Source organism: Halomonas sp. MMSF_3323 (genome assembly GCF_030733595.1).
GTDB lineage: Bacteria > Pseudomonadota > Gammaproteobacteria > Pseudomonadales > Halomonadaceae > Halomonas > Halomonas litopenaei.
Genome location: NZ_JASHIT010000003.1, coordinates 22,688 through 45,214 on the forward strand (window position 1 = coordinate 22,688; position 22,527 = coordinate 45,214).

The following is a 22,527-nucleotide window of genomic DNA, read 5'->3' on the forward strand; positions in this document are numbered from 1 at the left end:
TACCAGTGAATGACGCCATCGACTTTCTTCATCACACTGAACACTCCGCCACCGACTCCTCGGACACGGCGAAGCGCAAGCAAGGACCCCACAGCAATGGCAAACACCCCTACCCAACCTCCGGAGCACTACTACCCAAGGCCCCCGGCGGATGACGAGATATCGCTGGTCGATATCACCCTGATTCTGGTCAGGCGCTGGAAGATGATGGCAGGGGTGTTTGTGGTCATCGTGCTGCTGGCTCTCGCCTATGCCCTGACCATGACCGATAGCTACCGTTACGTGTCGATTTACAACGTGGCCGAACGCCAACCCAATGGCGGCGCCGGCGTCGGCGTGCTGGAATCCCCGGAGAGCGTGGTCGCCAAGATCGACAACTACTACTTCGACGTGGTGACAAGCGAGCTGCTGGAAGAAAAGTCCCTCGACAATCTCGGCTTCGAGACCACCGCCAAGGCGCCGGAAAACGTGGCCTTCCTGACCCTCGCCTCAGAGGCAACCGAAGAAGACGCTGAACTGGTCACCGAGTTTCATCAGAAGCTGCTGGACACGGTAAAGACCGACCAGGACGAGCTGCTGGCCAAGCGCCGCGACGCCCTCGAACAGCAATTGGCCAGCACCAGTGAGAGTCTGGAGGCCGCCAAGCAGTCCACCTCCGAAAGCGCTGCCGAGCTGGTGGCCACCTATACCGCCAAGATGGTCGACATCGAAGAAAAGCAGGCCTACCTCGCCGAAGGCAACATCCAGCGCGTGGCCTCGCAGAGCCAGCAGCCCGTCGGCACCAGCAAGGCCCTTATCATGGCACTGGCCATCGTGCTGGGCGGCATGCTCGCGGTCATGGCCGCCTTCCTGGCCGAATTTGCCGGTACAGTGCGCAAGGCGTCCGCCCACAAGGACTAAGGGGCCTTTCGCTCGCGTCAGGCGGACACAAGCCCCAATAGCAAAACGCCCCGAAGGCCTTGGCCTTCGGGGCGTTTTTCTTTCGGGCAACTTGCTCAGGCTACTTGTCTTCGGTCGACCTGCTTTCTAGCCCTTCGGTCGAGCTGCTTTCTAGCCCTTCGGTCGACCTGCTTTCGAGCCATCAGGCAATGCCGCTCACGCTGCCTCTCGTATTACACTTTCCAATGGCGCCTTCACCATCAGCGTTCTTTATGCAACACCTTCCAGCGAATCACCACGGCCGACGGCGTAGTACATCAGCCCGGCCTGACGCACGCTCTCGGGGTCGTAGAGGTTGCGGCCATCCACCACCACCGGCATCGACAGCTGGTCCTTGAGCCAGGGGAAGTCCAGCGAGCGGAACTCCTTCCACTCAGTGCAGATCACCAGGGCGTCGGCACCCTTGACCGCCTGGATGCGATCCCCCGCCAGCATCAGGTCATCACGCTCACCGTAGATGCGACGGGTCTCGCCCATGGCTTCAGGGTCATAGGCCTGGACCCTGGCGCCGGCCTCCCAGAGGGCCTCCATCAGGGTACGGCTGGGCGCGTCACGCATATCATCGGTATTGGGCTTGAACGACAGCCCCCAGATAGCGATGGTACGGCCCTTGAGGTCGCCGTCGAAGGCGTTGGCCAACTTGGTAAACAGAGTCTGCTTCTGGCGCTGGTTTACCGCTTCCACCGCCCCCAGCAGTTCGGCTTCGTAGTCCACCTCGCGGGCGGTGCGCGCCAGTGCCTGGACGTCCTTGGGGAAGCAGGAACCGCCGTAGCCACAGCCCGGGTAGATGAAGTGGTAACCGATACGCGGGTCACTGCCGATGCCGCGACGCACCTGCTCCACGTCGGCGCCGAGACGTTCGGCAAGGTTGGCGATCTCGTTCATGAAGCTGATCTTGGTGGCCAGCATGGCGTTGGCGGCGTACTTGGTCAGCTCCGCCGCCCGCACGTCCATGAACATCAGCTTTTCCTGCAGACGGATGTAGGGCGCGTAGCACTCCCGCATCAACTGCTTGACCTTGTCCGAATCGGTGCCGACCACGATACGCGCACCGTGGGCAAAGTCCTCGATGGCCGCGCCTTCCTTGAGAAACTCGGGGTTGGAGCAGACGTCAACGTTCAGGCTGACACCGCGCTGCTCAAGCTGGGACTCCACCATCGCCTTGACCCGATCGGCGGTGCCCACCGGCACGGTGGACTTGTCTACCACCACCTTGTCGTCCTGCATATGCTCACCGATGGCCTTGGCCACCGCCAGCACGTACTGTAGATCCGCGCTGCCGTCCTCATCCGGCGGAGTGCCCACGGCGATAAACTGCAGCACACCATGGCCGACCGCCTTGGCAGCATCGGTGGTGAACTTGAGCCGCCCCGCCGACACGTTGGCCTTGACCATGGGCTCAAGGCCCGGCTCGAAGATCGGGATCTCCCCGGCCTCGAGGCGTGCAATCTTGTTCTCATCCACGTCCATGCAGATGACATCGTGACCGACGTCCGCCAGACAAGCACCTGTGACCAGGCCTACGTAGCCGGTGCCAAAAATGGTGATCTTCATCCCTTGTCACTCACTGAACATTTTGATCGGCCAAGGATAGCAATCCCGCCCTGCAAATGGCACAGGCGTTTCCTTGCCTGGGTCAAATGGGATAGCGAGAAGGCCCCACAGGCACAACCTATCGCCCTTTGTCCCCCCTTGACCGACCCATGGCTCACACCGCGTAGAACTGGCGATACCAGTTGACAAAGCGATTGACGCCTTCTTCCACCGGCATCTGCGGGCGATACCCGGTGGCCTGATACAGCGCTTCGGTGTCCGCCCAGGTGCGCGGCACATCACCCGGCTGCATGTCCTTGTAGTGGCAGATCGCCTCTCGCCCCACCGCCTTCTCGATGGCGCGAACGAAGTCCATCAGCGACACCGGGCTACCACAGCCAATGTTGTAGAGCGCGTAGGGGGCAGAGGCCGTATCGGTGGTGACCTCGGTGCTGCCACGAGGGGTCGGCACCACATCCAGCACCCGCACGACGCCCTCGACGATATCGTCGATATAGGTGAAGTCCCGTGACATGTCGCCATGGTTGTAAACGTCCATGGGCCGGCCTTCCAGCACCGCCCGGGTAAACTTGAACAGCGCCATGTCAGGACGCCCCCAGGGGCCATAGACGGTAAAGAACCTGAGCCCGGTGGTGGGCAGGTCATACAGGTGGGAGTAGGTATGGGCCATCAGCTCGTTGGCCTTCTTGGTGGCCGCATAGAGGCTGATGGGGTGGTCGACGTCATCGTCGGTGGCAAAGGGCACCTTGTCGTTGGCCCCGTAGACCGAACTGGACGAGGCATAGACCAGGTGCTCCACCCGACCGTGACGACAGCCTTCCAGGATATTGAGGTGTCCCACCAGGTTGGCATCGACGTAGGCGTGGGGATTGTCGATGGAATAACGCACACCAGGCTGTGCGGCAAGATGGATGACTCGATCGAAGCGCTCCTGCTGGAACAACGCTGCGACCTCGGCCCGATCCGCCAGATCGATCTTCAGGAAGCGCACATCCTGACAGCCCGCCAGGTCATCAAGGCGTGCCTGCTTGAGGGCGACATCATAGTAGTCATTGAGGTTGTCGATACCGACAATTCGATGGCCCGCACCGCTGAGCCGCTTTGCCACGGCATGACCAATAAAGCCTGCCATACCGGTAATCAGGAGTTTCATCGCAGAGTCCTTGCCAAGTGCGCGCCCATTGTAACGCGACATTGTGCTAATCGCTGCGCGCCACATCGCGAATCGCTTGGACAGGGCTATCCAACGCATCTACTGACAGTCCGAAAGACGACCCTTTGCGTGTTGGCTTTTCGGCTATGGTAGGATTCGCGACGATCCAACGTCGCCAGCCCAGCAGGAGCCGCCGTGAACCATCAGCGAATCGCCTTTGTCATCGAAGACCTCTACGGAGGCGGCGCCCAGAAGTCGCTTTTGTACACGGCGGATCAGTTGCGCCAGCGTGGTCACGCCGTCAAGGTTTTCACCCTGCGCGACAAGGTGGAGCACCGCCTGCCTGATGGGCTTGATATCGAGAACCTGGCGGTGGTCACGCGCCTAACCAAGTCGACATCCACCACGCTGACAGAGAAGTGGCAGGCTAGAAAGATCGACAAGGCACTCTCGGCCTGGCAGCCAGAAGTCGTGATCTCCTGCTCCTGCGACAAGATCACCCGCCACCTGGACTGGCCCAATCTCTACTTCTGGATCAAGTCCGACGTCAGCGCCAAGTTCAGTGCCCCGGCCGCCCGAGACAAGGCCTTCGCCAAGGTGCGCCGCTTCTACGGCGGGCGCAAGGTGATCGCGGTGTCCGAGGGCGTCAAGGAGAACCTCGAGCAGGTGGTAGGACTTGAAGCCGAGACGATCGTTCCGATCTACAACCCCTACGAGCGGGAGCCCTTCGTCGCGATGGCAGACGAGCCCCTGAGCCTGCCTGCGGGGGTCGAAAAAGGCCGCTACCTGTTGTCGGTCGCCGCCATCGAGCCGCGCAAGCGCCAGGACCGCCTGCTGCGGGCCTATCGCCAGGCACGGGGCGAGCATGACCTCGATATCCCCCTGGTGCTGCTGGGCAAGGGTAAGCCGGAAAATGAACAACGACTAAGGGATATGATCGGCGAGCTGGGGCTCGATGATCACATCCACTGGCTTGGCTATACCGCCAACCCCTACCCCTACATACTAGATGCCCTGGCCATGGTGCTGACTTCGGACGCCGAAGGCCTGCCACGGGTGCTGATCGAGGCGCTGCTTCTGCACACACCGGTGATCAGCGTCGACTGCCCCAGTGGCCCGAAGGAGATCCTTACCCAGGAGCTTAAGGACTTTCTGGTGGCACGCGACGACGAGGCAGGGCTTGCCAGCGCCATGGCGCGCATGGCCGAGGCGCCCGTCACCATCGAACCGCGCCACTACCAGCAGTTTCTCACACAGAACGTGCTGCCGAAGTTTGAAGCCCTGCAGTCAGGGGCAGTCTAAGCCATGCAGCTTCTGGATATTCCCTTTAACGACCGGCGACGGCGCTACCTGATGTTCCACACCCGGGACCTGCCGGAGCGTCTTGCGCTGTCTCAGACCACGACCACTGCCGCCTTCGAGGCGGTGGGCTCCAGCCGCTTCTTTGTCTCCCAGGACGGCAGGATTCTGGCCAAGGTGGTGCCGGACAAGTTCTCGAAGACGCTCGAGCCCTTCAAGTGGCTGACCCGGGACTATCTCGAAAAACGCTGGCTGGCCCAGTCAGATGCGCGCAAGGAATACCTCAGCATGCGCATCCTCGAGCGGGCAGGACTGCGCACACCACGTTTCCATGGCTGGGGTTTGAGCCTTAATCCGCTCAACAGAAACGCCTCACTGCTGTTGATGGAACGGGTCAGCGGTGCGACAACGGCGGGCGATGTGTTTGATCAACTCCCCCGCCCTCAGCAGACGAGCTTTCTCGACAAGTTCAGCAAAGAAGTGGCCCAACTGGCCCGGGCAGGCTTTGTCCACCGCGACCTTCACTTCAACAACCTGCTGATCGATGAGCTGGGTGACTTCACCTGGGTCGACGCCCACGTCAGGCCCCTGCCACGCCAGGCGGCCAAGCGATGGCGCCTGCTGGAAGACTCGCTGACACCCAACAAACTGCGTGGCCACGACAACCTCAAGGAAGTCTCCGCCCGCCTCCACCACTACCTGGATCAGTTCGACGGGGATCTCAGCCAGGACAGCAGGTAGCGTTTCAGCCAACGCGAGCTCGGCGACAGCTCTCCCTGACGAACGCTGCGTCGCAGCGACTTGCGGAACTGAGAATACTGGCCGGTGCGGTACAGGGCACTGAGGTAGGTGGATACGCCTCGACTGACCAGGTCCTTGAGCAGGTCAGGTTCCACGCGCTCCTGCACCTCGGGGTTGGTGCGCACGGCATCGATAAAGCGATAGCCCTGGCGGGCAATACGTTCATGGTGATTGCGGGCACGCACGTCACCGAGGTCGTGCATCCTCGAACAGGCCTGGCCGCAAAATCTGGCGTTGACACGACACAGCGCCCGAATAAAGAACTCCACGTCCTGCTTCTGTCGCAGGTCTTCGCGGAACCCGTCCAACGCAAGAAACCGCTCGCGCGAGATCATGAATGCGTTGGTGTGCAGCCAGCCACGATCCTTCAGATAGTCGTGGAGCGAGATATCTTCCCCCTTCTCGACAGAGCCGGGCAACAGCACCTCGGACTTGCCCGCCACGATGTTGCCTCCAAAGGCGATGCCATCAAAGTCAGGGTCTTCGACAAACACCGAGACCCGGCTCTCGATGGAGCCCGGCAGAAGCTCGTCGTCGGAATCAAGAAAACAGACCCACTGGCCCCGCACAGCACGCGCCCCCACATTGCGGGCAGCGCCCTGACCGGCATTCTGCTCAAGCTCGATAACGCGCAGCGCTTGCCGCTCACCGGCCAGGCCGCGCAGCATCTCGCCAGAGCCATCGGTCGAGGCGTCGTCGACCACGATACACTCGAGATTCGGGTAATCCTGGCTCAGCACGGAGTCCAGGGCACGTACGACCGCATCGCGCCGGTTGTACGAAGGAATAACGACGCTGACACCGTATTGCTCCACAGCCTTGCCACCACCTGAAGAAAAGTTCGCGGCGGAGTATAACAAGATGTGCTGCGTCAGGGGGCCAAATCGGCTGCACCTCTATGGTCGTCGCAAAGCGCCAGGTAACGCTCGACAACGCTCTCCAGTCGATAGTGCTCGCACTGGGTTTCATCAATCCGCGGCGTATTCTTCACCAGGCGAGCTATACGGGCGCCAAAGGCCTCGCTGCTGTCGAGGGGCACGAGCCAAGGCGCCAAGGCGCCTGTCAGTATCTCTGACGGGCCGGTGGGACAATCGACGCTGATCACCGGGGTCTGGCAGGCCAAAGCCTCGAGCAGAACAAGCGGAAACCCCTCATAGTCGGAACTCAGGAGCAACGCTCGCGCCCGATCGATATACGGATAGGGATTTTCCCTGGGGCCCAGGGTCAGGACTCGCCCCTCCAGCTCACGCTGTTTTATCATCGACCTGACCTCATCGAGCCCCGCCCCGCCTCCCACCATGACCAATGGCAAGGCGGTGCCACTGGCTAGATAAGCGTCGAGCAGCCGGTCCAGCCGCTTCTGGCGAATATCCATTCGCCCGACATAGATGAGGTAGTCGCCAGGCACGTCATCGACGGCACGACTCGCCAACCGACGAATATTGTCGATGGCGACCGGATTATGGATGGCCACACCACAAGACGGCGTCACACCAAAGTGCAGACACAACCGATCGAGCATCGCCTGAGATACGGTGACCAGCTTGCGGCCCTGGTACAAGGCGCGCACTTTGCGCTTCTTCAATAGCCGCGAGAAACCACGCTTGTTACCAAGAAAGCCAATCACCGGGTCGGCATGCAGGCAATACCAGGCGGCGTCCTTAAGCCGTGAGCGGGATACCACCTGATGGGCATGGTGCAGGTGTGCATACACCAGATCAAAGGCGTGCTCCTGCTCCTTCACCCAGCGATCCAGCATCCTCGCGTGGGTCCGATAGCGCATCCATTTGCTGAGGTTCCCTTTGACCACATAGGGCATGGTCACCAGGTGCACCTCAGCAGGCAGACGGTGACTTTTTCGGTCACTCAGGATCAGCAGGGTGACCTCTGCACCGGCGGTAACCATGCCTGCGATCAGATCCCTGACCACTACAGGCGCTCCGCCTGAGTCCAGATGATCCACGATAAAAAGAACGCGTAATACGCTGCGAGAAGACATGCAGGAAGCATCCAACCAAGAAAGGAGTTCCCTATCATCAGCGGCTTCTCTCGTTCACCAGACCAGATACTTGGCCCTACCACGCGTGACTGATGTGCTTAAACACGAAACAAGCGTTCTAGCGCAGTTTTTACAGCACTAGACGGAAGTCGCAGCCGTGCGCCACGCCAGCCAAAGTAAAGTCACAACTAGCCTCCATACCCCTCAGGATTGGCCGACTGCCAGCGCCAGCTATCCCGCATCATGTCTTCCAGCGTTTTCCTGGCACTCCAGCCAAGCTCCAATCTTGCCTTCGAGGCGTCTGCCCAGAAGGCAGGCAGGTCGCCTTCCCGGCGCGTAGCGATGCGATACGGTACCCGCTGCCCAGTCACCTGCTCGAAGGAATAGACCATTTCGAGGACCGTCGTGCCCCTGCCGGTGCCCAGGTTATAGGTAGCGACACCCGACGATGTCATTTCCTTCATCGCCTCCAGCGCCTTGACGTGCCCCACGGCCAGATCTACCACGTGCAGATAGTCGCGCTCGCAGGTGCCGTCCCGGGTCGGATAGTCGTCCCCGAAGATGGATAGCTCCGGCAGGCGCCCCACCGCCACCTGGGAGATAAACGGCAGCAAGTTATTGGGAATGCCCTGGGGATCCTCACCGATGCGCCCGGAGGGATGCGCGCCGATGGGATTGAAGTAGCGAAGCAAGGTCGCAGACCAGCGATCGTCGGCCCGGACCAGATCCTCGATCATCTGCTCAACCACGGCCTTGGTCGCGCCATAAGGGTTGGACGGTCTGCCTCGTCCCATGGCTTCGACGTAGGGCACCGGTGCGTCCTCACCGTAGACCGTGGCGGAGGAGCTAAACACGATCGATCTGACCCCAGCCTCCTCCATGGCCTCGAGCAAGCGCTGGGTGCCGGTGACGTTATTGTCATAGTAGGAAAGCGGCTGCCGATAGCTTTCGCCGACGGCCTTCAGCCCTGCGAAATGGATCACCGCTTCCACCGAGTGCTTGGCAAAGGCCCTGTCCAGACAGGCGCGATCACGAATGTCACCGCGCACCACCGGCACCTTCTGCCCGAGCAGCTCTTCGACCCTGGCGATAGCCTTGGGTGAGCTGTTGCAGAAGTTATCGTAGACAACGACCTCATGCCCGGCGGCGATCAGTTCGACCAGGGCGTGGGTCCCGATATAGCCGGCTCCACCGGTGACCAATACCTTCATTCTATTCGTCCTTACGACATTGTCTGGCAGTTACCACAACCACTGCCAAAATTAAAAAGAGTCTTAAATGCTATCTTCAGCGCGCAACGAAGGCTTGTGCCACCCGCTCCGGCCTGAAGTCGTCCAGCCATTGCTCACGCACCTCAGGCTTGGGCCCTTCGAGCGCAGTGGTGATTCCGGCAGCGAGGGCTTCCTCGCTACGCTCGACCAGACTGGTCTCGAGCTCACCCTTGAGAATCTCACGCACGCCCCCCGGGCAGTCCACCGACAATACCGGCGTGCCGCAGGCAAGCGCCTCGAACAGCACAATGCCCATGCCTTCAAAACGCGAACTGAGCACAAACAGCCGCGCGTGGCGCATCCAGGGGTACGGGTTGTGTTGATTGCCGGCGAAGACGACCTTGTCAGCGAGACCAAGCTGATCAGCCAAAGCCACCAAGCTATCTCGTTCCTGACCATCCCCTACCAGCACCAGTGGCAGGCTAGTACCGGATCGCGCGTAGGCACGCAGCAGGAGATCATGCCCCTTGGCAGGCACCAGACGCGCCACGTTCAAAAGGTATGGCTGGGGCGGTATGGCATCATTGGCTTCCAGCATCGCCTCGCGGATTGCGCGCAGCGGGCAAGGGTTGGGAATCACCGCGAGAGAGCGTGGGCGAAACTTCCAGAGTGTCTGCGCCTTGCGCAAGCTGTCTGCCACCCCCTGAGACACTGCCACCAAGTCACGACGATGATAGAGACAGCGCGCAAACAAGGCTTTGCGACGGCTGGCGCCATTGAAGTGGAAGATATTTTCGAGCACGTAGCGAGCACGCTTGTCGCGAAAGCTCCAGACCAGCTCGAAGGTGCCGATGCCCCGAAACACGATGCGGTCTACTCTTCCGTGCTCTTGCTCAAAGCGCTTCAACCAGTGTCGAAACACGACGCCGCCCATCACCCCAAGCCCCAAAAAAAGCGCCCTGCCCATCAGCGGGTTGAGTAACAAGCGGGCCAACACCTCGAGACCATAGCCGACCAGCGTCAATCGATTACGCTGCTGCAGTGGCAGGTGATGCACCTTGACCCCGGAATGCTCTGGCCTCAGAGGCCGTTTCACCTTACGAAAATGCACCAGATGGCTTTCATAGCCCGTCTCATGGAAGGCATCTGCAAGATTGACCGCCACCCGCTCCATCCCGCCCATCTTGAGGGATCTAACCACCACCAGCGTTCTCATGATAGGCGCCCTTGTGTCCTGCGATCGCAAAAGTGAACAATGAGACCACACAATGCTATGCAGGTTCGAGCCACCCCCTCTCGAAACATCAACGGCGATGCTTCCTCTCCACCTCTCCCCTTTACTCCATGGGCGCCCGCGCTCCACTGGGCCGACTATGCTGGATCATAAACTGCGCTATTTCGGCCATTCGCACCGACCAATCACCTGCTAAACTAACGAAAAATCAAAGAAAAAGCTGGGACCGGGAGCATGAAGGACAAAAAGCGCGTATTGCTCGTGCTAAGAAGAATGAGCATGGGCGGGATAGAGCAGGCCACAAGAACCCTTGCAAAGGCGCTGCAAAGCGTCGACCACGAGGCCCATCTGCTGGTCCTCAAGGGGGACGTCCCGTCCACCGACAGAGAAACCTTGAGGCTCCACCAATACGATGTTGACCGCGAGAGTCGCCAGGGGCTAGGTCGCCTCATCCATCTTGCCGACAAGGCGCTGTTATCCCCCCTTATCAAACAGTCAGGGTTCGTCTGGCGCGGCAGGCGCTGCTCAAATGCCTTCACACACTATGTGGCAGCACTGGAAGCTCAACATGGTCGTTTCGACCTTATCCTGATTCGAGGCCAGGGCGCCTTCGAAAACCTCTGGGCGTTCGATGACGAACGCACCTGGCGCGTCGTCGAAGCCGTGACAGGGCGATTTCCAAACACCGCCAAAGGCCGCTGGCTGACGAGAACCTTGTACCAGGGCAAGCAGCTACTCCACGTCTCCAGGGGCGTTCAGCAGGAAGTCGGGGAGTATCTGGATCGCCAAGGGGCCAAGGTCACCAGAAGCGAGCTTCTCTACAACGCGGTACCGATCGAAGACATACGCCGCAAGGCAACAGAATCGGCAGAACCGGCGATCCCCCGTCCCTACCTTGTACATGTTGCACGACTCGTTCCAGTAAAGAACCAGCAGCGGCTGCTGAAGGCCTACCACTTGGCGGTGAATCAAGGCCTGGTCCACGATCTGGTGATCATTGGCGATGGCTCCGAACGTCGCCATCTGGAAGAGATGACCCTGGAGCTCGGCCTTGCCGCCCGAGTCCACTTCTTGGGCCAACGGGACAACCCCTACCCCTGGATGAAAGACGCAACCGCCTTGGTGCTCAGCTCCGACTTCGAGGGGCTCGGTATCGTCTTGGTCGAAGCCCTGGCCCTCGGCACCCAGTGCGTCGCCTGCAAGGTACCAGGCGGCATTAGCGAGGTGTTGACGGGCCCACAAACCAGGCTTCTGGCCGAGCCCAGCGATGCAAGCCTTGCCGAAAAGCTTCTGGAAGCTGTTCAAGACCCAGTCATCATCGATGATAAGATGATCAAAGTATTTGAACCGCAAAGCGTTATCGAGCAACTTATGGCACTGACAGAAGCCCCTTCGGAACGCATTTATGCCCATCCAGCGTGACCACCACCTCCCCCTTGCACCAGACTGGGAATGCAAGGCCACCATCGACGACAATGGCAATATTCAGTTGGCTGACCCCACCATTGCCTCACTAAACCCGGGCGACGTTCAACCCAACACCTGGATGCTGGAAGTGCGCTACCGGGCGACGTCACGCTGGAAGTTGCCGGCAGTTACCATCTTGGACCGAAGCAACAGCCAAGTTACGGAACTGTTTACCCAGTATCTCGAGCCCAACGAGACCGGCAAACGCCTAATCAACCTCACAGGCATGGTGTCACTCGACCAACTCCAGTTAACGCTGAACCATCTGACGCTTGAGGCGGACGCGACACTACTCGGCTTTCGCAATCCGGACCTTGCGAGCGGACCGATCCTTATCATCGCGCCCCACCCTGATGACGCCGAACTCGCTGCTTTTGGTGTCTACAGCCAGTACCCCAAGAACACCTGGATCGTCACCCTCACCGCGGGTGAGCGCCTAAAGCGCCTCGACAAGCAATATTGGCCAGGGCTCGATGATTCACTCGAGGAGGCTTCACAACGTAAAGGCATTATTCGCGCCTGGAATAGTGCCACCACCCCGCTGCTCGCCGGTGTGCCGGCAGAGCAACTGATCATGCTAGGCTACTTCAACGACACCCTTGCAGCACTGCATGAAACGCCAAACACCCTCGTGCCCTCACACTCGGCACCGGCGATCACACCAGACGCCTATCGCCGGTGGAACAAAATTTCTCTACCCTCTGACGGGCAAGCGCAAAATACCGGGGAAAATCTCCAGCGCGACCTCGCAGCGCTACTGAACAAAATCAAACCAACAACCATCATCACGCCCCATCCAGACATCGACCCTCACGCCGACCATATCGCCAGCACCCGACACCTGCAGGCAGCCATCGAGCAAAGCGGGCATGTCCCTGACCACCTTTTGCTCTACGCCAACCATTTGAAGAGCACCCGCGGCTTCCCAAGAGGCCCCGCTCACGCCGCCGGGGGTGTGTGGCCAACCCAAACCGGCACACCATCACCGCGAGACGACAAGATCGCCAGCTTTCCACTTAGTATGGAAATCCAGAAACAAAAAGCCCTGGCACTGCACTCCATGCACGATCTTGGAGGCTCGCCAGGGCTTGAGCGACAACTGAAACGAAAGTTTAAGAGGTTACTGAGCGGGATCCCCTCTGCAGACTGGAGTGACTACAGCGGTCACGATTTCTTCCAGACCCATATCAAGGCTCACGAAAACTTCGTGCTACAGCATATTCAACAGAGCAAACAGTCCTAAGCCTCTATGAGGAAGTCAGCTTCTTTCGAAATGAAAAAACAGGTTTTCCGGTCTCCAACTGCCACCGCCAGATGAAAGTGACGACTACGCCCATCACGACATTCTGAATGTAAGACCCCGTCCAGAAAAAACTATAGGACTCAAATAGGCTGACGATAAAGTAGTAGACAAAAAATGCCCAGCCAAAGGCAAAAACTTCCGTTGGCATAACACCTGCTCGCCAAGCCTTCCAACTTCCTAGACCTGTCCATATAAAAAGAACAAGAATGACGGACAATCCCAGCAAGCCGTAGCTCACGACGAAATCCAGAAGAGTATTGTGAAGATGACCATACTGATCTTTCACCGACTGAGGAAGCCAGTCCGTATGATCAATCACCAAGCCTCGACCTTCACCTCCCCATCCGACGATCGGACGTTCCGCAAACCACTCAAGGCCAGCGCGCCAAGTGTGGAGGCGGTTACCAATACTACTGTAAGGTACTGCTTCCCAGTTGCCTTGCCAGGCATTCGCCATAACCGAATTTTCGGCCGAAAGACGTTTTTCGAGCGTATCCTTGAAGACGAAACCCGCTGTTCCAAGAAGAGCCAGAATGCACACGAGTGCTACGACTCCCTGTCTTTTTATACTTCTGGAGACAGACCCTTTGAAGATCACTATTAGAAACACAAAAATCGCCAGAAACGTGGTTGCTGTCAGCGACAGCCACACAGCCCGCGTCTGAGTAACGAAAACACCCAGCAGGCAAACCGCGAATGAAATGACCCAAAAAGGAACCATCAACGCGGATAAGCGCCCAAGTGAAAAGCAACGCCTAGAAAAACACAACAAACCAATAACAGCGACGCCAAAAAACATGGCGGCATGCTGGGCATTCCTTATATCTAGGTCAATTCTCTGCCCTTGGAGGCCTCGCAACCACTGTTCAATCGAACCTTCAAAAAGAAAGCATGTTGCCACAAAGCCGATTAATGAGAGCAGCAACATAGTCCACACATTCTTACGCATACCACCAAGCCAGAACGCAACACCTACGAACAAAAACCACTTACCAAGTCGATCCAGCTCGGGGTTGTCTGGCAACCAGTCCGGATGGTGATAGTACCCTGCTCCCCAGCTTAACAGTTGTGCAATCAGGACTCCTAGCAAACACCAGAAAACCATACTGGTTCGAAGCGTCATTCCCTTCCATAGAATCAGAACCAATGCCAGCAAGGCTATAACTGTTCCTGCCTTTTGGCCAACATCAGGAAGCCATATGCGTAGTCCTCCATAGATGAACGTCAGCCCAAGACAAAAAACATACATCCACTTCTGTGTAGAGGTGGAGGAGAAAGCAACAGCACAATCTTTTTCTTGAAACATTTCTATCGACCAAATTAATTTTATCTTGCGCCGTCGCCGGTAAACACAGTCTTAACGGTCTTGAACAAAACAAGAACATCCAACCAAAGAGAAAAATGCTTTATATAATAAAAATCATATTGAAGCTTTTCAATCATGCCTTCAACTTCTGCAGCATACCCCTGCTCGACTTGAGCCCACCCAGAAATACCTGGACGAACAACGTGCCGATACCTAAAAAAAGGTACATCTTTTTCGTACCATTCTGATAGTTCCATCGACTCTGGCCGAGGTCCAATAAAGCTCATCTCGCCCTTAATCACATTAAAAAGCTGGGGAAGTTCATCTATTCTATACTTTCTAATAATTTTTCCTACTCGCGTTATACGCGGATCGTGTTCCCCGTCAGTGAATCCCTTTCCCACTTTACCCACATACATACTACGGAACTTATAAACCTCGAATACTTTCCCTCTGTACCCCATCCTCTTCTGCCGAAAAATGGCAGGCCCTTCACTTTCTTTTCGGATCAATACAGCCGTTACGAGCATAATAGGAACACAGGGAGGAAACAGCAATAAAGCACCAACCAAATCAATGACACGTTTCACATTTGAATAAATGGCAGAAGGCATCAAAGAACCAAATTCATTTTCGGAGAGATGATCGACCCTAACCTTGCCAGTCATTGACTCTTGAATTTGTCTTACATGATATACGGGGATTCTGGACAAGGTGCATTCAGCCAAAAACTTTTCCCATTGAGCACCGAGGCTATCGCTTCTCAAATCCGCCACTATCGCATCGTAACGCACACCATCGGGCTCAGGAGAGCTCAACTTCCGCAACTCTATTCTGGAGTGTGACTTCATTTCCAGGGTATTACCAACAGGAACAACACCTATTTTCAGCTGCCGATAACGCCGCCCTACAAAATAACCAGAAAAAAACCAAGCTAGGCATGTTAGATAACCCATAAATATGACTTGGCGAGTGTATGCCTCTCTAGTGAACAGCAAAACAGCAACGACAACAAGAAATGCCAGGGTTACTGTTGGTGCAACATAGGCTGCCACTCGCACACCAGGAAAGCGCGTAAACCGACGCAGAAAAAAAACTATAGCGCAAAAAGCCAGACCTATAGCTAAAATACTGTTTATGCGATTATCAGTTAGCGCGTTCCAAAATCCCCACCCCCACCTTTCCAACGAAGGGACGAATATCACTAAAGGAAGCCCAACTACAAGTTGAAAATAAACTCCTAAAAGGAACTTTTCATACCACCTCGAGTGGCGACGCTCATAAGTATAATTCACAAACACGACCCAAGTTGTATTTTGCGCTTTTTCTCAGCCCTACTAGTTAACGAAGAAGGACCAAACGATGTTTTCTAGTTATAGCGCCCCGCCATAACTGAGTGCACGATGTCACTACCGTCATGATTACTGTATCCGCATTGGCAGCGCAAGGATAAAGAGTTACTTTTCTCACCAATCAGCTAAGAGCCAGATGAGACCGATGCTCCCTAGACACGACGCTGTCTGTGATCTGATTACCGCTGTGGTCCTGTCTAGCTAGCCGAAGTGACTTTGTCGTATACAGTCTGGAGCAGTTACTAATCTAACCTATTTCTCCAATTTCCTAGCAACTTCGATTTTGTGACGCTAGTACAGAACGATGCTTCAATGATGAGTGGCAAACAAGAAAATCGCCTTGCGCCCCCCCCCCTGTCCACCAGCCAAGAATCACTCTGGACGTCAAACATCACAATTCCAAGGGAAAATCTTACTGTGTAAGTAATGTCGTATAGCGAGCAAGACCTGTGGCCATACTATTTATCCGATCTCATTGATTTTACGTTTCCTCTTGTTCAGAAACTGCGGCAACTTCGAGAGGTTCTTGTAAGGCAGCGCGACCAGAGGATTAAGGCCGTTGTTACGCATTGCAGTGTAATCTTCCCGGGACTTACGCAGGATCTGCTTCACGCTACCGTTGCTAGCCCCACCCACGCGCATCTTAACCAGTACCTCAGGGAGATACACAACCTTAACCTTCCCGCTAGCGAGATAACGTAGCAGCGCTTCGTAGTCGCCGGCAATCCGATAGCCGAGATTGAAGCCGCCCAACTCTCGATAGAGCTCACGTCGCATAAAAAAAGTGGGATGCGGCGGCATCCAGCCAAGCCTGAGCTTTTTTTTGCTGAAATTGCCAGACGTCCAATGCCGAATCACTCGTTCGGTATCTGCCGCATTCACATATTGCAGATCTCCATAGACGGCTCCCACCGAAGGGTCCTTAAAACAGGCGGCTACATTGGCCAGTACATTTTCATGAGCATAGAGGTCATCGGAGTGCAAAAACCCCACCACGCTCCCACTAGCGCGGTCAATGCCTTTGTTCAGAGCATCGTAGATGCCCCGATCCGGCTCTGAGATTAACACATCTCCCTGCCCCAGAGTCTGCTTGGCAACGGCTACAGTGCCATCCGTTGAGGCTCCATCAATCACTACATGCTCGATGTGCGGCCAGCGCTGACACTTGAGTGTTGCAATGGCCTCGCCTATGGTCGCCTGGCTATTGAAGCAGGCGGTGATCACAGAAATCGTCAGCGGCTCTCCCATCAGCAGCGCCCATAGCGGTCGTTGAAACGTACGATATCGTCTTCTCCAAGGTAAGAACCCGACTGAACCTCGATCAACTCAAGCGGGATCTTTCCAGGATTTTCCAAGGCATGAATCTGACCAATAGGGATGTAGGTCGATTCATTCTCGCTAACAATGTGAGTTGTCTCGCCAATGGTAACCTTAGCGGTACCAGAAACCACCACCCAATGTTCGGCGCGGTGGTGATGCATCTGCACCGAGAGCTTAGCACCGGGCTTCACGGTGATGCACTTGACCTGATATCGGTTACCACTATCGATGCTATCGTAGACCCCCCAAGGACGATAAACCTCACGATGGCTTACCTGTTCGTTGCGCCCCTCTGCCTTGAGGCGCTCAACGATCTGCTTGACCTCCTGCACTCGATCCTTATGAGCCACCAGCACCGCATCTTTAGTTTCAACTACCACCAAGTCCTTTACACCCACCGTTGCCACCAACCGATGATCGGCATGCACCAGCAAGCTGTGGCTATCGTGGAGCATAACGTCACCACTGCAGGCATTGCCCTGCACGTCACGCTGGCTGACCTCCCATAGTGCTGACCACGAGCCGATATCACTCCAACCGGCATCCAAAGGTACTACGCTGGCACAGTTAGTACGCTCCATGACGGCAAAGTCGATGGAATCGGCTGGGCAAGCCTTGAATGCCTCGGCATCCAGTCGCGTGAAATCTAAATCCTCACTGGCGCCACTCAGCGCAGCCCGGCAGGCCCCGACCATATCTGGCTCGAAGCGTTCCAGTTCCTCAAGGTAGCGCTTGGCCGAGAAAAGGAACATCCCACTGTTCCAATAGAAGCCTCCGGTCGCTAGGTAATCCTCGGCAGTGGCCCTGTCAGGTTTTTCGAAGAAACGCTGTACCTGGAAGCCGCAGTCACCCATCGCTACGCCTCGCTGGATGTAGCCGTAGCCGGTCTCAGCATGGGTAGGCACTACCCCGAAGGTAACCAATTGACCCTGCTCGGCAAGCTCTCGGGCGCTATCCACGCTCTCGTGAAACTGGGCCACGTCTCGAATCAAATGATCGGCAGCCAGAACCAAAAGCAACGCCTCGGGATCATTCTCTGACACCTGCAATGCCGCCAATGCAATTGCCGGAGCGGTATTGCGTCCTTCTGGCTCGAGCAGAATGCGCGCGTCAGCGATACCCAACTGCCGCACTTGCTCCGCAACCAAGAAACGATGCTCCTCGTTGCAAATAAGTATTGGTGACCGATGCTCGAGGGACGCAATACGCTTGAGGGTCTCCTGCAGCATGCTACCTTCACCGGTCAGGGGCAAGAACTGCTTGGGCCGCAACTGACGCGACAGCGGCCAAAGCCGCGAGCCACTGCCCCCGGCCATGATGACAGGCGTGATCATGAAAATCTCCTTATTCGGTTTTTTGAAACGCAACCGCCGGTAGGTAGGCTCGAGTGTTTACGTGCACGGCCTCATCGCAAGCTACGGCCTGTGGCATCCACCATCGATAACACCTGTGCTGCTGTCTTGGCAGCATCTCGAGATCTAGCTCCTCTACGAACTGGTAGGCCAGCACTACATAGTGAGTCGACAGGTCAGGAGCAAGCATGCTGTCGTCATAGAAGTGCTGGTAGACACCTAAGAAATCCATGTCCTTCAAGTCACCTGGATGTCCCAACTCCTCTTGGGTCAACCTATAGACGGCATTTTCTAGGGTTTCGCCCTTGCGCACTCGCCCACCAGGCACAAACCAATAGCCCTGAGCCGGCCGATTTACACGCCGGCCCAGCAGCCACTCACCCTGGGTATTGGTCACTACGAAGTCCAGCGAGACCAACGGGGTATGCGCCACCACTTGATGGAAAGCATCGTCGCTTAGCCATCCCTCACCGTTCAGCCGTGTCTCATTCATCGCGATCAGCCGCGAAAGCGATCTTGGTTTTCAAGGAACCAGCGGAAGGCATCCGCCAGGCCATCTTCCAAGGTTATGCTGGACTGCCACCCCAGCGCCCTGAGTCGAGAGACATCCATCAGCTTTCGCGGAGCTCCATCGGGCTTGCTGGCGTCGAAAGTCACCTTCCCTTCAAACCCAGTGACTCGCTTAACGGTGTCGGCCAGCTCGCGGATCGTGCAATCTTTCCCGGTACCAACGTTGATATGCGAGAGCATTGATGAGGTATTAGCTTCATAGATAGCACTGTCGAGTTCCATCACATGTACGCTAGCAGCAGCCATGTCATCAACGTGCAGAAACTCACGCATCGGTTTTCCGCTCCCCCACACGCTTACCTCACTAGCCCCATTTAGCTTGGCTTCGTGAAAGCGCCGCAGCAGCGCCGGAATTACATGAGAGTTCTCTTGATGGAAGTTGTCGTGAGGTCCATACAAGTTGGTCGGCATCACACTGCGATAGTCACGGCCATATTGGCGATTGTAACTCTCACAAAGTTTGATACCGGCGATCTTGGCGATGGCATAGGGTTCGTTTGTGGGCTCTAGGGTACCGGTAAGCAGAGCATCCTCACGCATAGGCTGCTCAGCAAGTTTAGGATATATACACGACGAACCAAGAAACAAAAGCTTGTTCACCCCGGCCTGATGAGCAGCGTCAATGAGATTTGCTTCGATCATCAGGTTCTGATAGATAAACTCAGCCGGGTAGCTATTGTTTGCCTGGATCCCTCCAACTTTTGCAGCCGCCAAATAGACATGATCAATAGAATGCTGCTTAAAAAAGGTCTGCACCTGAGTCTGATCGCTCAGATCTAGCTCATCCCGGCAAACAGTAAGTATGTTACGGTAGCCCAGCGCTTCTAGCCGACGCACGATGGCTGCCCCCACCATGCCACGGTGCCCGGCCACAAATATCGTCTGGTCAAGATCACGTGCCATACTTAGCCCTCCACCGATACAGAAATCTCATAGCCGTGATCCTTGAGGAGCGCATGGCGCTTGGCCACTTTGAGATCCTCGGCGACCATCTCCGCACACATCTCCTGCACTGTAATCTCAGGCTCCCAGCCCAGTTTAGACTTAGCCTTAGAAGGATCCCCAAGCAGTGTCTCTACCTCTGCTGGCCGAAAATAGCGCGGATCAACTCGCACGATAACATCTCCTACATGCAGCGCAGGAGCATTATCACCTTCAATACGTTCGACAATAGCCACCTCATCTACGCCTTCAGCTTCAAAGCGTAGAGTCAGACCTAATTCCTTCGCGCTCATACGTATGAAGTCACGGACAGATATTTGTTTACCCGTGGCAATAACAAAGTCGTCAGCCTCATCTTGCTGAAGCATTAACCATTGCATTCGTACGTAGTCCTTTGCGTGCCCCCAGTCCCGTAGCGCGTCCATGTTGCCCATATAGAGACATTCTTCCAGCCCTTGGGCAATATTGGCCAAACCGCGGGTGATCTTACGCGTGACGAAGGTCTCTCCACGTCGCGGTGACTCGTGATTAAAGAGGATGCCGTTGCAGGCATACATTCCATATGACTCGCGATAATTCACCGTAATCCAGTAGGCATACAATTTAGCTGCCGCATATGGTGAGCGCGGGTAGAATGGAGTGGTCTCGCGCTGCGGCGTCTCCTGTACTTCTCCGTACAATTCAGAAGTCGATGCCTGATAAAATTTTGTTTTCTTCTCTAGGCCAAGCAATCGAATAGCCTCGAGAATACGCAATGCACCCAGTGCATCCACATCTGCAGTATACTCAGGGGATTCGAAACTCACTGCGACATGAGACTGTGCTGCCAAGTTATAAACTTCATCAGGCTGAACTTGCTGGATGATTCGTGTTAAGTTTGAGGAGTCACTTAGGTCACCGTAGTGCAGCACAAACTTTTGGTTTTCTACATGAGGATCTTGGTAAAGATGATCCACTCTTTGAGTATTGAAAAGTGATGCACGCCTTTTTATTCCGTGTACTTCATACCCTTTTTTTAAAAGATACTCGGCCAGGTAAGAACCATCTTGCCCAGTAACACCAGTAATCAATGCCACCTTATCATTCATGAGTCACCCCGAAAATCACTTACCATTAACTCTCAACTTAAACAATCTCACTATACAACTCTATGTACTTAGACGAAACAACTCTTTCATCGAAGTTTTCAACAACTTTATTTCGCGAATTTTTAGAAAGCGTATCTTTTTCTTGACTATCAAGCACCCACTGAATGCCTAAGGACAGATCGGAGCATTTGAAAGGCTTCACCAAATATCCATTTAATTTATGATCAATCATATCAGAATTCCCCCCGATATCAAAAGCCACCACGGGAGTTCCACATGACAAAGACTCCAAAATAGAATTGGATAAATTTTCTTGCAAAGAAGGAACTATCATCACATCTGCTGCACTATAGAGGGCCACCAAATCCACATCACTCGAAAAGCTCCCCAAATAATGGGCGTTAAAGCCCAGATCAAGGGTGGGGGCTGGTGAGTCGCTTCCAAAAACAACCAGTTCAACATTATCATCTTTAGGAAGGCATGCTAATGCTTCAACCAACTTAAGATAACCCTTCCTCGGGTCAGTTAATGCTGAAATCGCTCCAAACATGATGAGTTTCTTTCTAAGAGGAAGGCCCAAATAACTTCTAGAAACATCTTTTCCTTGTGGAGAAAACACTGACGTATTGATAGGGTTAGGTAGGTTTCTCACATCACTATTGCAGAAAATAGAAGATTTTGAAGCACAGTCTGCAATCCAAGAGCTTAATCCATTCACAACAAATTTATGGTCACGGCGCTCCACTGCGCTCATTTTGCGCTTGACTAGCTTATAGCTAGCATCGTAGTGAGACGATCCTTTTAACATTGGACAATCACCACAGCCATTTACATATTTATCACAATTATCATCGTAATGGCACCCACCAGTAAACGGCCACATATCATGCAAAGACCATACTATAGGTTTATTTATCCTAAATATATCTTCTACGGACATACCACCGGTATTGATCCAATGAAGGTGAACCACATCAGCATCGGATGCGTTTATTTTCTTTAGCAATCTAGTGTTAGAAGGACGACCAGTAGAAAACAACACCTTTTTTTTTAGAAAAAACTTGACAGGAATCCTGTCAACAGACGCCCTAAAATATAGTATAAGCTTTGAAAAAACGCCAAGCTTTTCTGGGTAGACCGACAAATACTCCGCAGTAACCCCGGATTTTTGTAAAGCAGTTACGAGGCGTATTGCCGCTCGAGAAGCCCCACCCTTAGAAAAAAAAGAGTTCACAACCAATATCTTCATATTAGACTCAAAGGTTAATACATATAGTAAACGACACAAACTAGATAATTCAGTAGCAAGTTAGATATAAAACGACAGACCCATATTAATCGAACAATTGTTGTATCTAGCGTGTTCAATTAACGAAAATCTATTCTTCGATAGTAGCTGGGGGGCTGCTTTGTCAGTCCTGGGTTCATAGAATAACCGCACCACTTTGGTCACCACGGTGGAGGCAGGAGGGCCAGCGCCGGTACCCTTCTCGGCTCACCGACCAAAGTGATGCAGTGCATGGGATACCGACAGCTGACCCAGACCCAACGATACCAGATCCACGCCAGCTATGACTTGGGCATCAGCCAGCGCTAGATCCGCAGGGAGCTTGGCATCCATAACAGCACAATCAGCC

At 55.2% G+C, this 22,527-nt stretch carries 19 protein-coding genes; 5 read left to right on the forward strand and 14 right to left on the reverse strand.

Features of this window, described 5'->3' with window-relative positions:
- The first annotated feature begins 96 nt into the window (after positions 1–96).
- Positions 97–900: a Wzz/FepE/Etk N-terminal domain-containing protein gene (locus RBB39_RS02010; protein ID WP_306168694.1), complete on the forward strand. Its 804-nt coding sequence runs from the start codon at positions 97–99 to the stop codon at positions 898–900.
- Between the two features lie 249 nt (positions 901–1,149).
- Here RBB39_RS02010 and RBB39_RS02015 read toward each other — a convergent pair whose 3' ends face one another.
- Complete coding sequence (locus RBB39_RS02015) at positions 1,150–2,493, reverse strand: UDP-glucose/GDP-mannose dehydrogenase family protein (RefSeq protein ID WP_306168695.1); 1,344 nt, start codon at positions 2,491–2,493, stop codon at positions 1,150–1,152.
- 154 nt (positions 2,494–2,647) lie between these two features.
- Positions 2,648–3,646, reverse strand: a complete 999-nt coding sequence (locus tag RBB39_RS02020) for an NAD-dependent epimerase (RefSeq protein ID WP_306168696.1) — start codon at positions 3,644–3,646, stop codon at positions 2,648–2,650.
- A 195-nt stretch (positions 3,647–3,841) separates the two neighbouring features.
- Here RBB39_RS02020 and RBB39_RS02025 point away from each other — a divergent pair, with 195 nt between their 5' ends.
- Both RBB39_RS02025 and RBB39_RS02030 read left to right on the forward strand, forming a co-directional pair.
- Positions 3,842–4,948, forward strand: coding sequence for a glycosyltransferase (locus tag RBB39_RS02025; protein WP_306168697.1), 1,107 nt, complete (start codon positions 3,842–3,844; stop codon positions 4,946–4,948).
- A gap of 3 nt (positions 4,949–4,951) precedes the next feature.
- Positions 4,952–5,686 carry a lipopolysaccharide kinase InaA family protein gene (locus RBB39_RS02030; protein ID WP_306168698.1) on the forward strand — a complete coding sequence of 245 codons (735 nt, stop codon included), beginning with the start codon at positions 4,952–4,954 and terminating at the stop codon, positions 5,684–5,686.
- Here RBB39_RS02030 and RBB39_RS02035 read toward each other — a convergent pair.
- The 4 genes from RBB39_RS02035 to RBB39_RS02050 all read right to left on the reverse strand — a co-directional run bounded on the left by RBB39_RS02035 (position 5,650) and on the right by RBB39_RS02050 (position 10,172).
- A complete protein-coding gene (locus tag RBB39_RS02035) occupies positions 5,650–6,561 on the reverse strand; it encodes a glycosyltransferase family 2 protein (RefSeq protein WP_306168699.1) in 912 nt (303 codons plus the stop codon). The two genes, RBB39_RS02030 and RBB39_RS02035, sit on opposite strands and share 37 nt — an antisense overlap.
- 56 nt (positions 6,562–6,617) lie before the next feature.
- Positions 6,618–7,745 carry a glycosyltransferase gene (locus tag RBB39_RS02040; protein ID WP_306168700.1) on the reverse strand — a complete coding sequence of 376 codons (1,128 nt, stop codon included), beginning with the start codon at positions 7,743–7,745 and terminating at the stop codon, positions 6,618–6,620.
- A 188-nt stretch (positions 7,746–7,933) separates the two neighbouring features.
- On the reverse strand, positions 7,934–8,956 hold the full coding sequence (galE, locus tag RBB39_RS02045) for a UDP-glucose 4-epimerase GalE (RefSeq protein ID WP_306168701.1): 1,023 nt from the start codon (positions 8,954–8,956) through the stop codon (positions 7,934–7,936).
- 76 nt (positions 8,957–9,032) lie between these two features.
- On the reverse strand, positions 9,033–10,172 hold the full coding sequence (locus RBB39_RS02050) for a glycosyltransferase (RefSeq protein ID WP_306168702.1): 1,140 nt from the start codon (positions 10,170–10,172) through the stop codon (positions 9,033–9,035).
- 252 nt (positions 10,173–10,424) lie between these two features.
- Between RBB39_RS02050 and RBB39_RS02055 the strand changes: the two genes are divergently transcribed.
- Together RBB39_RS02055 and RBB39_RS02060 are read left to right on the forward strand one after the other, a co-directional pair.
- Positions 10,425–11,612 (forward strand): glycosyltransferase, encoded by a 1,188-nt coding sequence (locus RBB39_RS02055; protein ID WP_306168703.1) that lies wholly within the window; start codon positions 10,425–10,427, stop codon positions 11,610–11,612.
- Complete coding sequence (locus RBB39_RS02060; protein ID WP_306168704.1) at positions 11,596–12,900, forward strand: PIG-L deacetylase family protein; 1,305 nt, start codon at positions 11,596–11,598, stop codon at positions 12,898–12,900. The genes RBB39_RS02055 and RBB39_RS02060 overlap by 17 nt, the downstream gene beginning before the upstream one ends.
- A gap of 4 nt (positions 12,901–12,904) precedes the next feature.
- On the opposite strand, the gene RBB39_RS02065 is transcribed toward RBB39_RS02060, so the two are convergent.
- The 8 genes from RBB39_RS02065 to RBB39_RS02100 form a co-directional block, all read right to left on the reverse strand.
- Positions 12,905–14,266 (reverse strand): O-antigen ligase, encoded by a 1,362-nt coding sequence (locus RBB39_RS02065; RefSeq protein ID WP_306168705.1) that lies wholly within the window; start codon positions 14,264–14,266, stop codon positions 12,905–12,907.
- A gap of 20 nt (positions 14,267–14,286) precedes the next feature.
- A complete protein-coding gene (locus RBB39_RS02070) occupies positions 14,287–15,567 on the reverse strand; it encodes a sugar transferase (protein ID WP_371931852.1) in 1,281 nt (426 codons plus the stop codon).
- A 513-nt stretch (positions 15,568–16,080) separates the two neighbouring features.
- Positions 16,081–16,866, reverse strand: a complete 786-nt coding sequence (locus RBB39_RS02075; protein ID WP_306168707.1) for a glycosyltransferase family 2 protein — start codon at positions 16,864–16,866, stop codon at positions 16,081–16,083.
- Complete coding sequence (locus tag RBB39_RS02080) at positions 16,866–18,272, reverse strand: mannose-1-phosphate guanylyltransferase/mannose-6-phosphate isomerase (RefSeq protein WP_306168708.1); 1,407 nt, start codon at positions 18,270–18,272, stop codon at positions 16,866–16,868. Before RBB39_RS02080 ends, RBB39_RS02075 begins: the two co-directional genes overlap by 1 nt.
- Before the next feature lie 10 nt (positions 18,273–18,282).
- Complete coding sequence (locus RBB39_RS02085; protein WP_306168709.1) at positions 18,283–18,783, reverse strand: GDP-mannose mannosyl hydrolase; 501 nt, start codon at positions 18,781–18,783, stop codon at positions 18,283–18,285.
- 5 nt (positions 18,784–18,788) lie between these two features.
- Positions 18,789–19,763 (reverse strand): GDP-L-fucose synthase, encoded by a 975-nt coding sequence (locus tag RBB39_RS02090; RefSeq protein WP_306168710.1) that lies wholly within the window; start codon positions 19,761–19,763, stop codon positions 18,789–18,791.
- 2 nt (positions 19,764–19,765) lie between these two features.
- Positions 19,766–20,890 (reverse strand): GDP-mannose 4,6-dehydratase, encoded by a 1,125-nt coding sequence (gmd, locus tag RBB39_RS02095; protein ID WP_306168711.1) that lies wholly within the window; start codon positions 20,888–20,890, stop codon positions 19,766–19,768.
- A 37-nt stretch (positions 20,891–20,927) separates the two neighbouring features.
- The gene (locus RBB39_RS02100; protein WP_306168712.1) at positions 20,928–22,124 is read right to left on the reverse strand and encodes a glycosyltransferase family 4 protein; all 1,197 of its coding nucleotides are present in this window, start codon (positions 22,122–22,124) and stop codon (positions 20,928–20,930) included.
- Positions 22,125–22,527: the final 403 nt, after the last annotated feature.

Coding starts and splice junctions, on each gene's coding strand:
- RBB39_RS02010 (WP_306168694.1), top strand. CDS start 97: ATGGCAAACACCCCTACCCAACCTCCGGAGCACTACTACCCAAGGCCC.
- RBB39_RS02015 (WP_306168695.1), bottom strand. CDS start 2,493: ATGAAGATCACCATTTTTGGCACCGGCTACGTAGGCCTGGTCACAGGT.
- RBB39_RS02020 (WP_306168696.1), bottom strand. CDS start 3,646: ATGAAACTCCTGATTACCGGTATGGCAGGCTTTATTGGTCATGCCGTG.
- RBB39_RS02030 (WP_306168698.1), top strand. CDS start 4,952: ATGCAGCTTCTGGATATTCCCTTTAACGACCGGCGACGGCGCTACCTG.
- RBB39_RS02040 (WP_306168700.1), bottom strand. CDS start 7,745: ATGTCTTCTCGCAGCGTATTACGCGTTCTTTTTATCGTGGATCATCTG.
- galE (WP_306168701.1), bottom strand. CDS start 8,956: ATGAAGGTATTGGTCACCGGTGGAGCCGGCTATATCGGGACCCACGCC.
- RBB39_RS02050 (WP_306168702.1), bottom strand. CDS start 10,172: ATGAGAACGCTGGTGGTGGTTAGATCCCTCAAGATGGGCGGGATGGAG.
- RBB39_RS02055 (WP_306168703.1), top strand. CDS start 10,425: ATGAAGGACAAAAAGCGCGTATTGCTCGTGCTAAGAAGAATGAGCATG.
- RBB39_RS02060 (WP_306168704.1), top strand. CDS start 11,596: ATGCCCATCCAGCGTGACCACCACCTCCCCCTTGCACCAGACTGGGAA.
- RBB39_RS02065 (WP_306168705.1), bottom strand. CDS start 14,266: ATGTTTCAAGAAAAAGATTGTGCTGTTGCTTTCTCCTCCACCTCTACA.
- RBB39_RS02075 (WP_306168707.1), bottom strand. CDS start 16,866: ATGGGAGAGCCGCTGACGATTTCTGTGATCACCGCCTGCTTCAATAGC.
- RBB39_RS02080 (WP_306168708.1), bottom strand. CDS start 18,272: ATGATCACGCCTGTCATCATGGCCGGGGGCAGTGGCTCGCGGCTTTGG.
- RBB39_RS02085 (WP_306168709.1), bottom strand. CDS start 18,783: ATGAATGAGACACGGCTGAACGGTGAGGGATGGCTAAGCGACGATGCT.
- RBB39_RS02090 (WP_306168710.1), bottom strand. CDS start 19,763: ATGGCACGTGATCTTGACCAGACGATATTTGTGGCCGGGCACCGTGGC.
- gmd (WP_306168711.1), bottom strand. CDS start 20,890: ATGAATGATAAGGTGGCATTGATTACTGGTGTTACTGGGCAAGATGGT.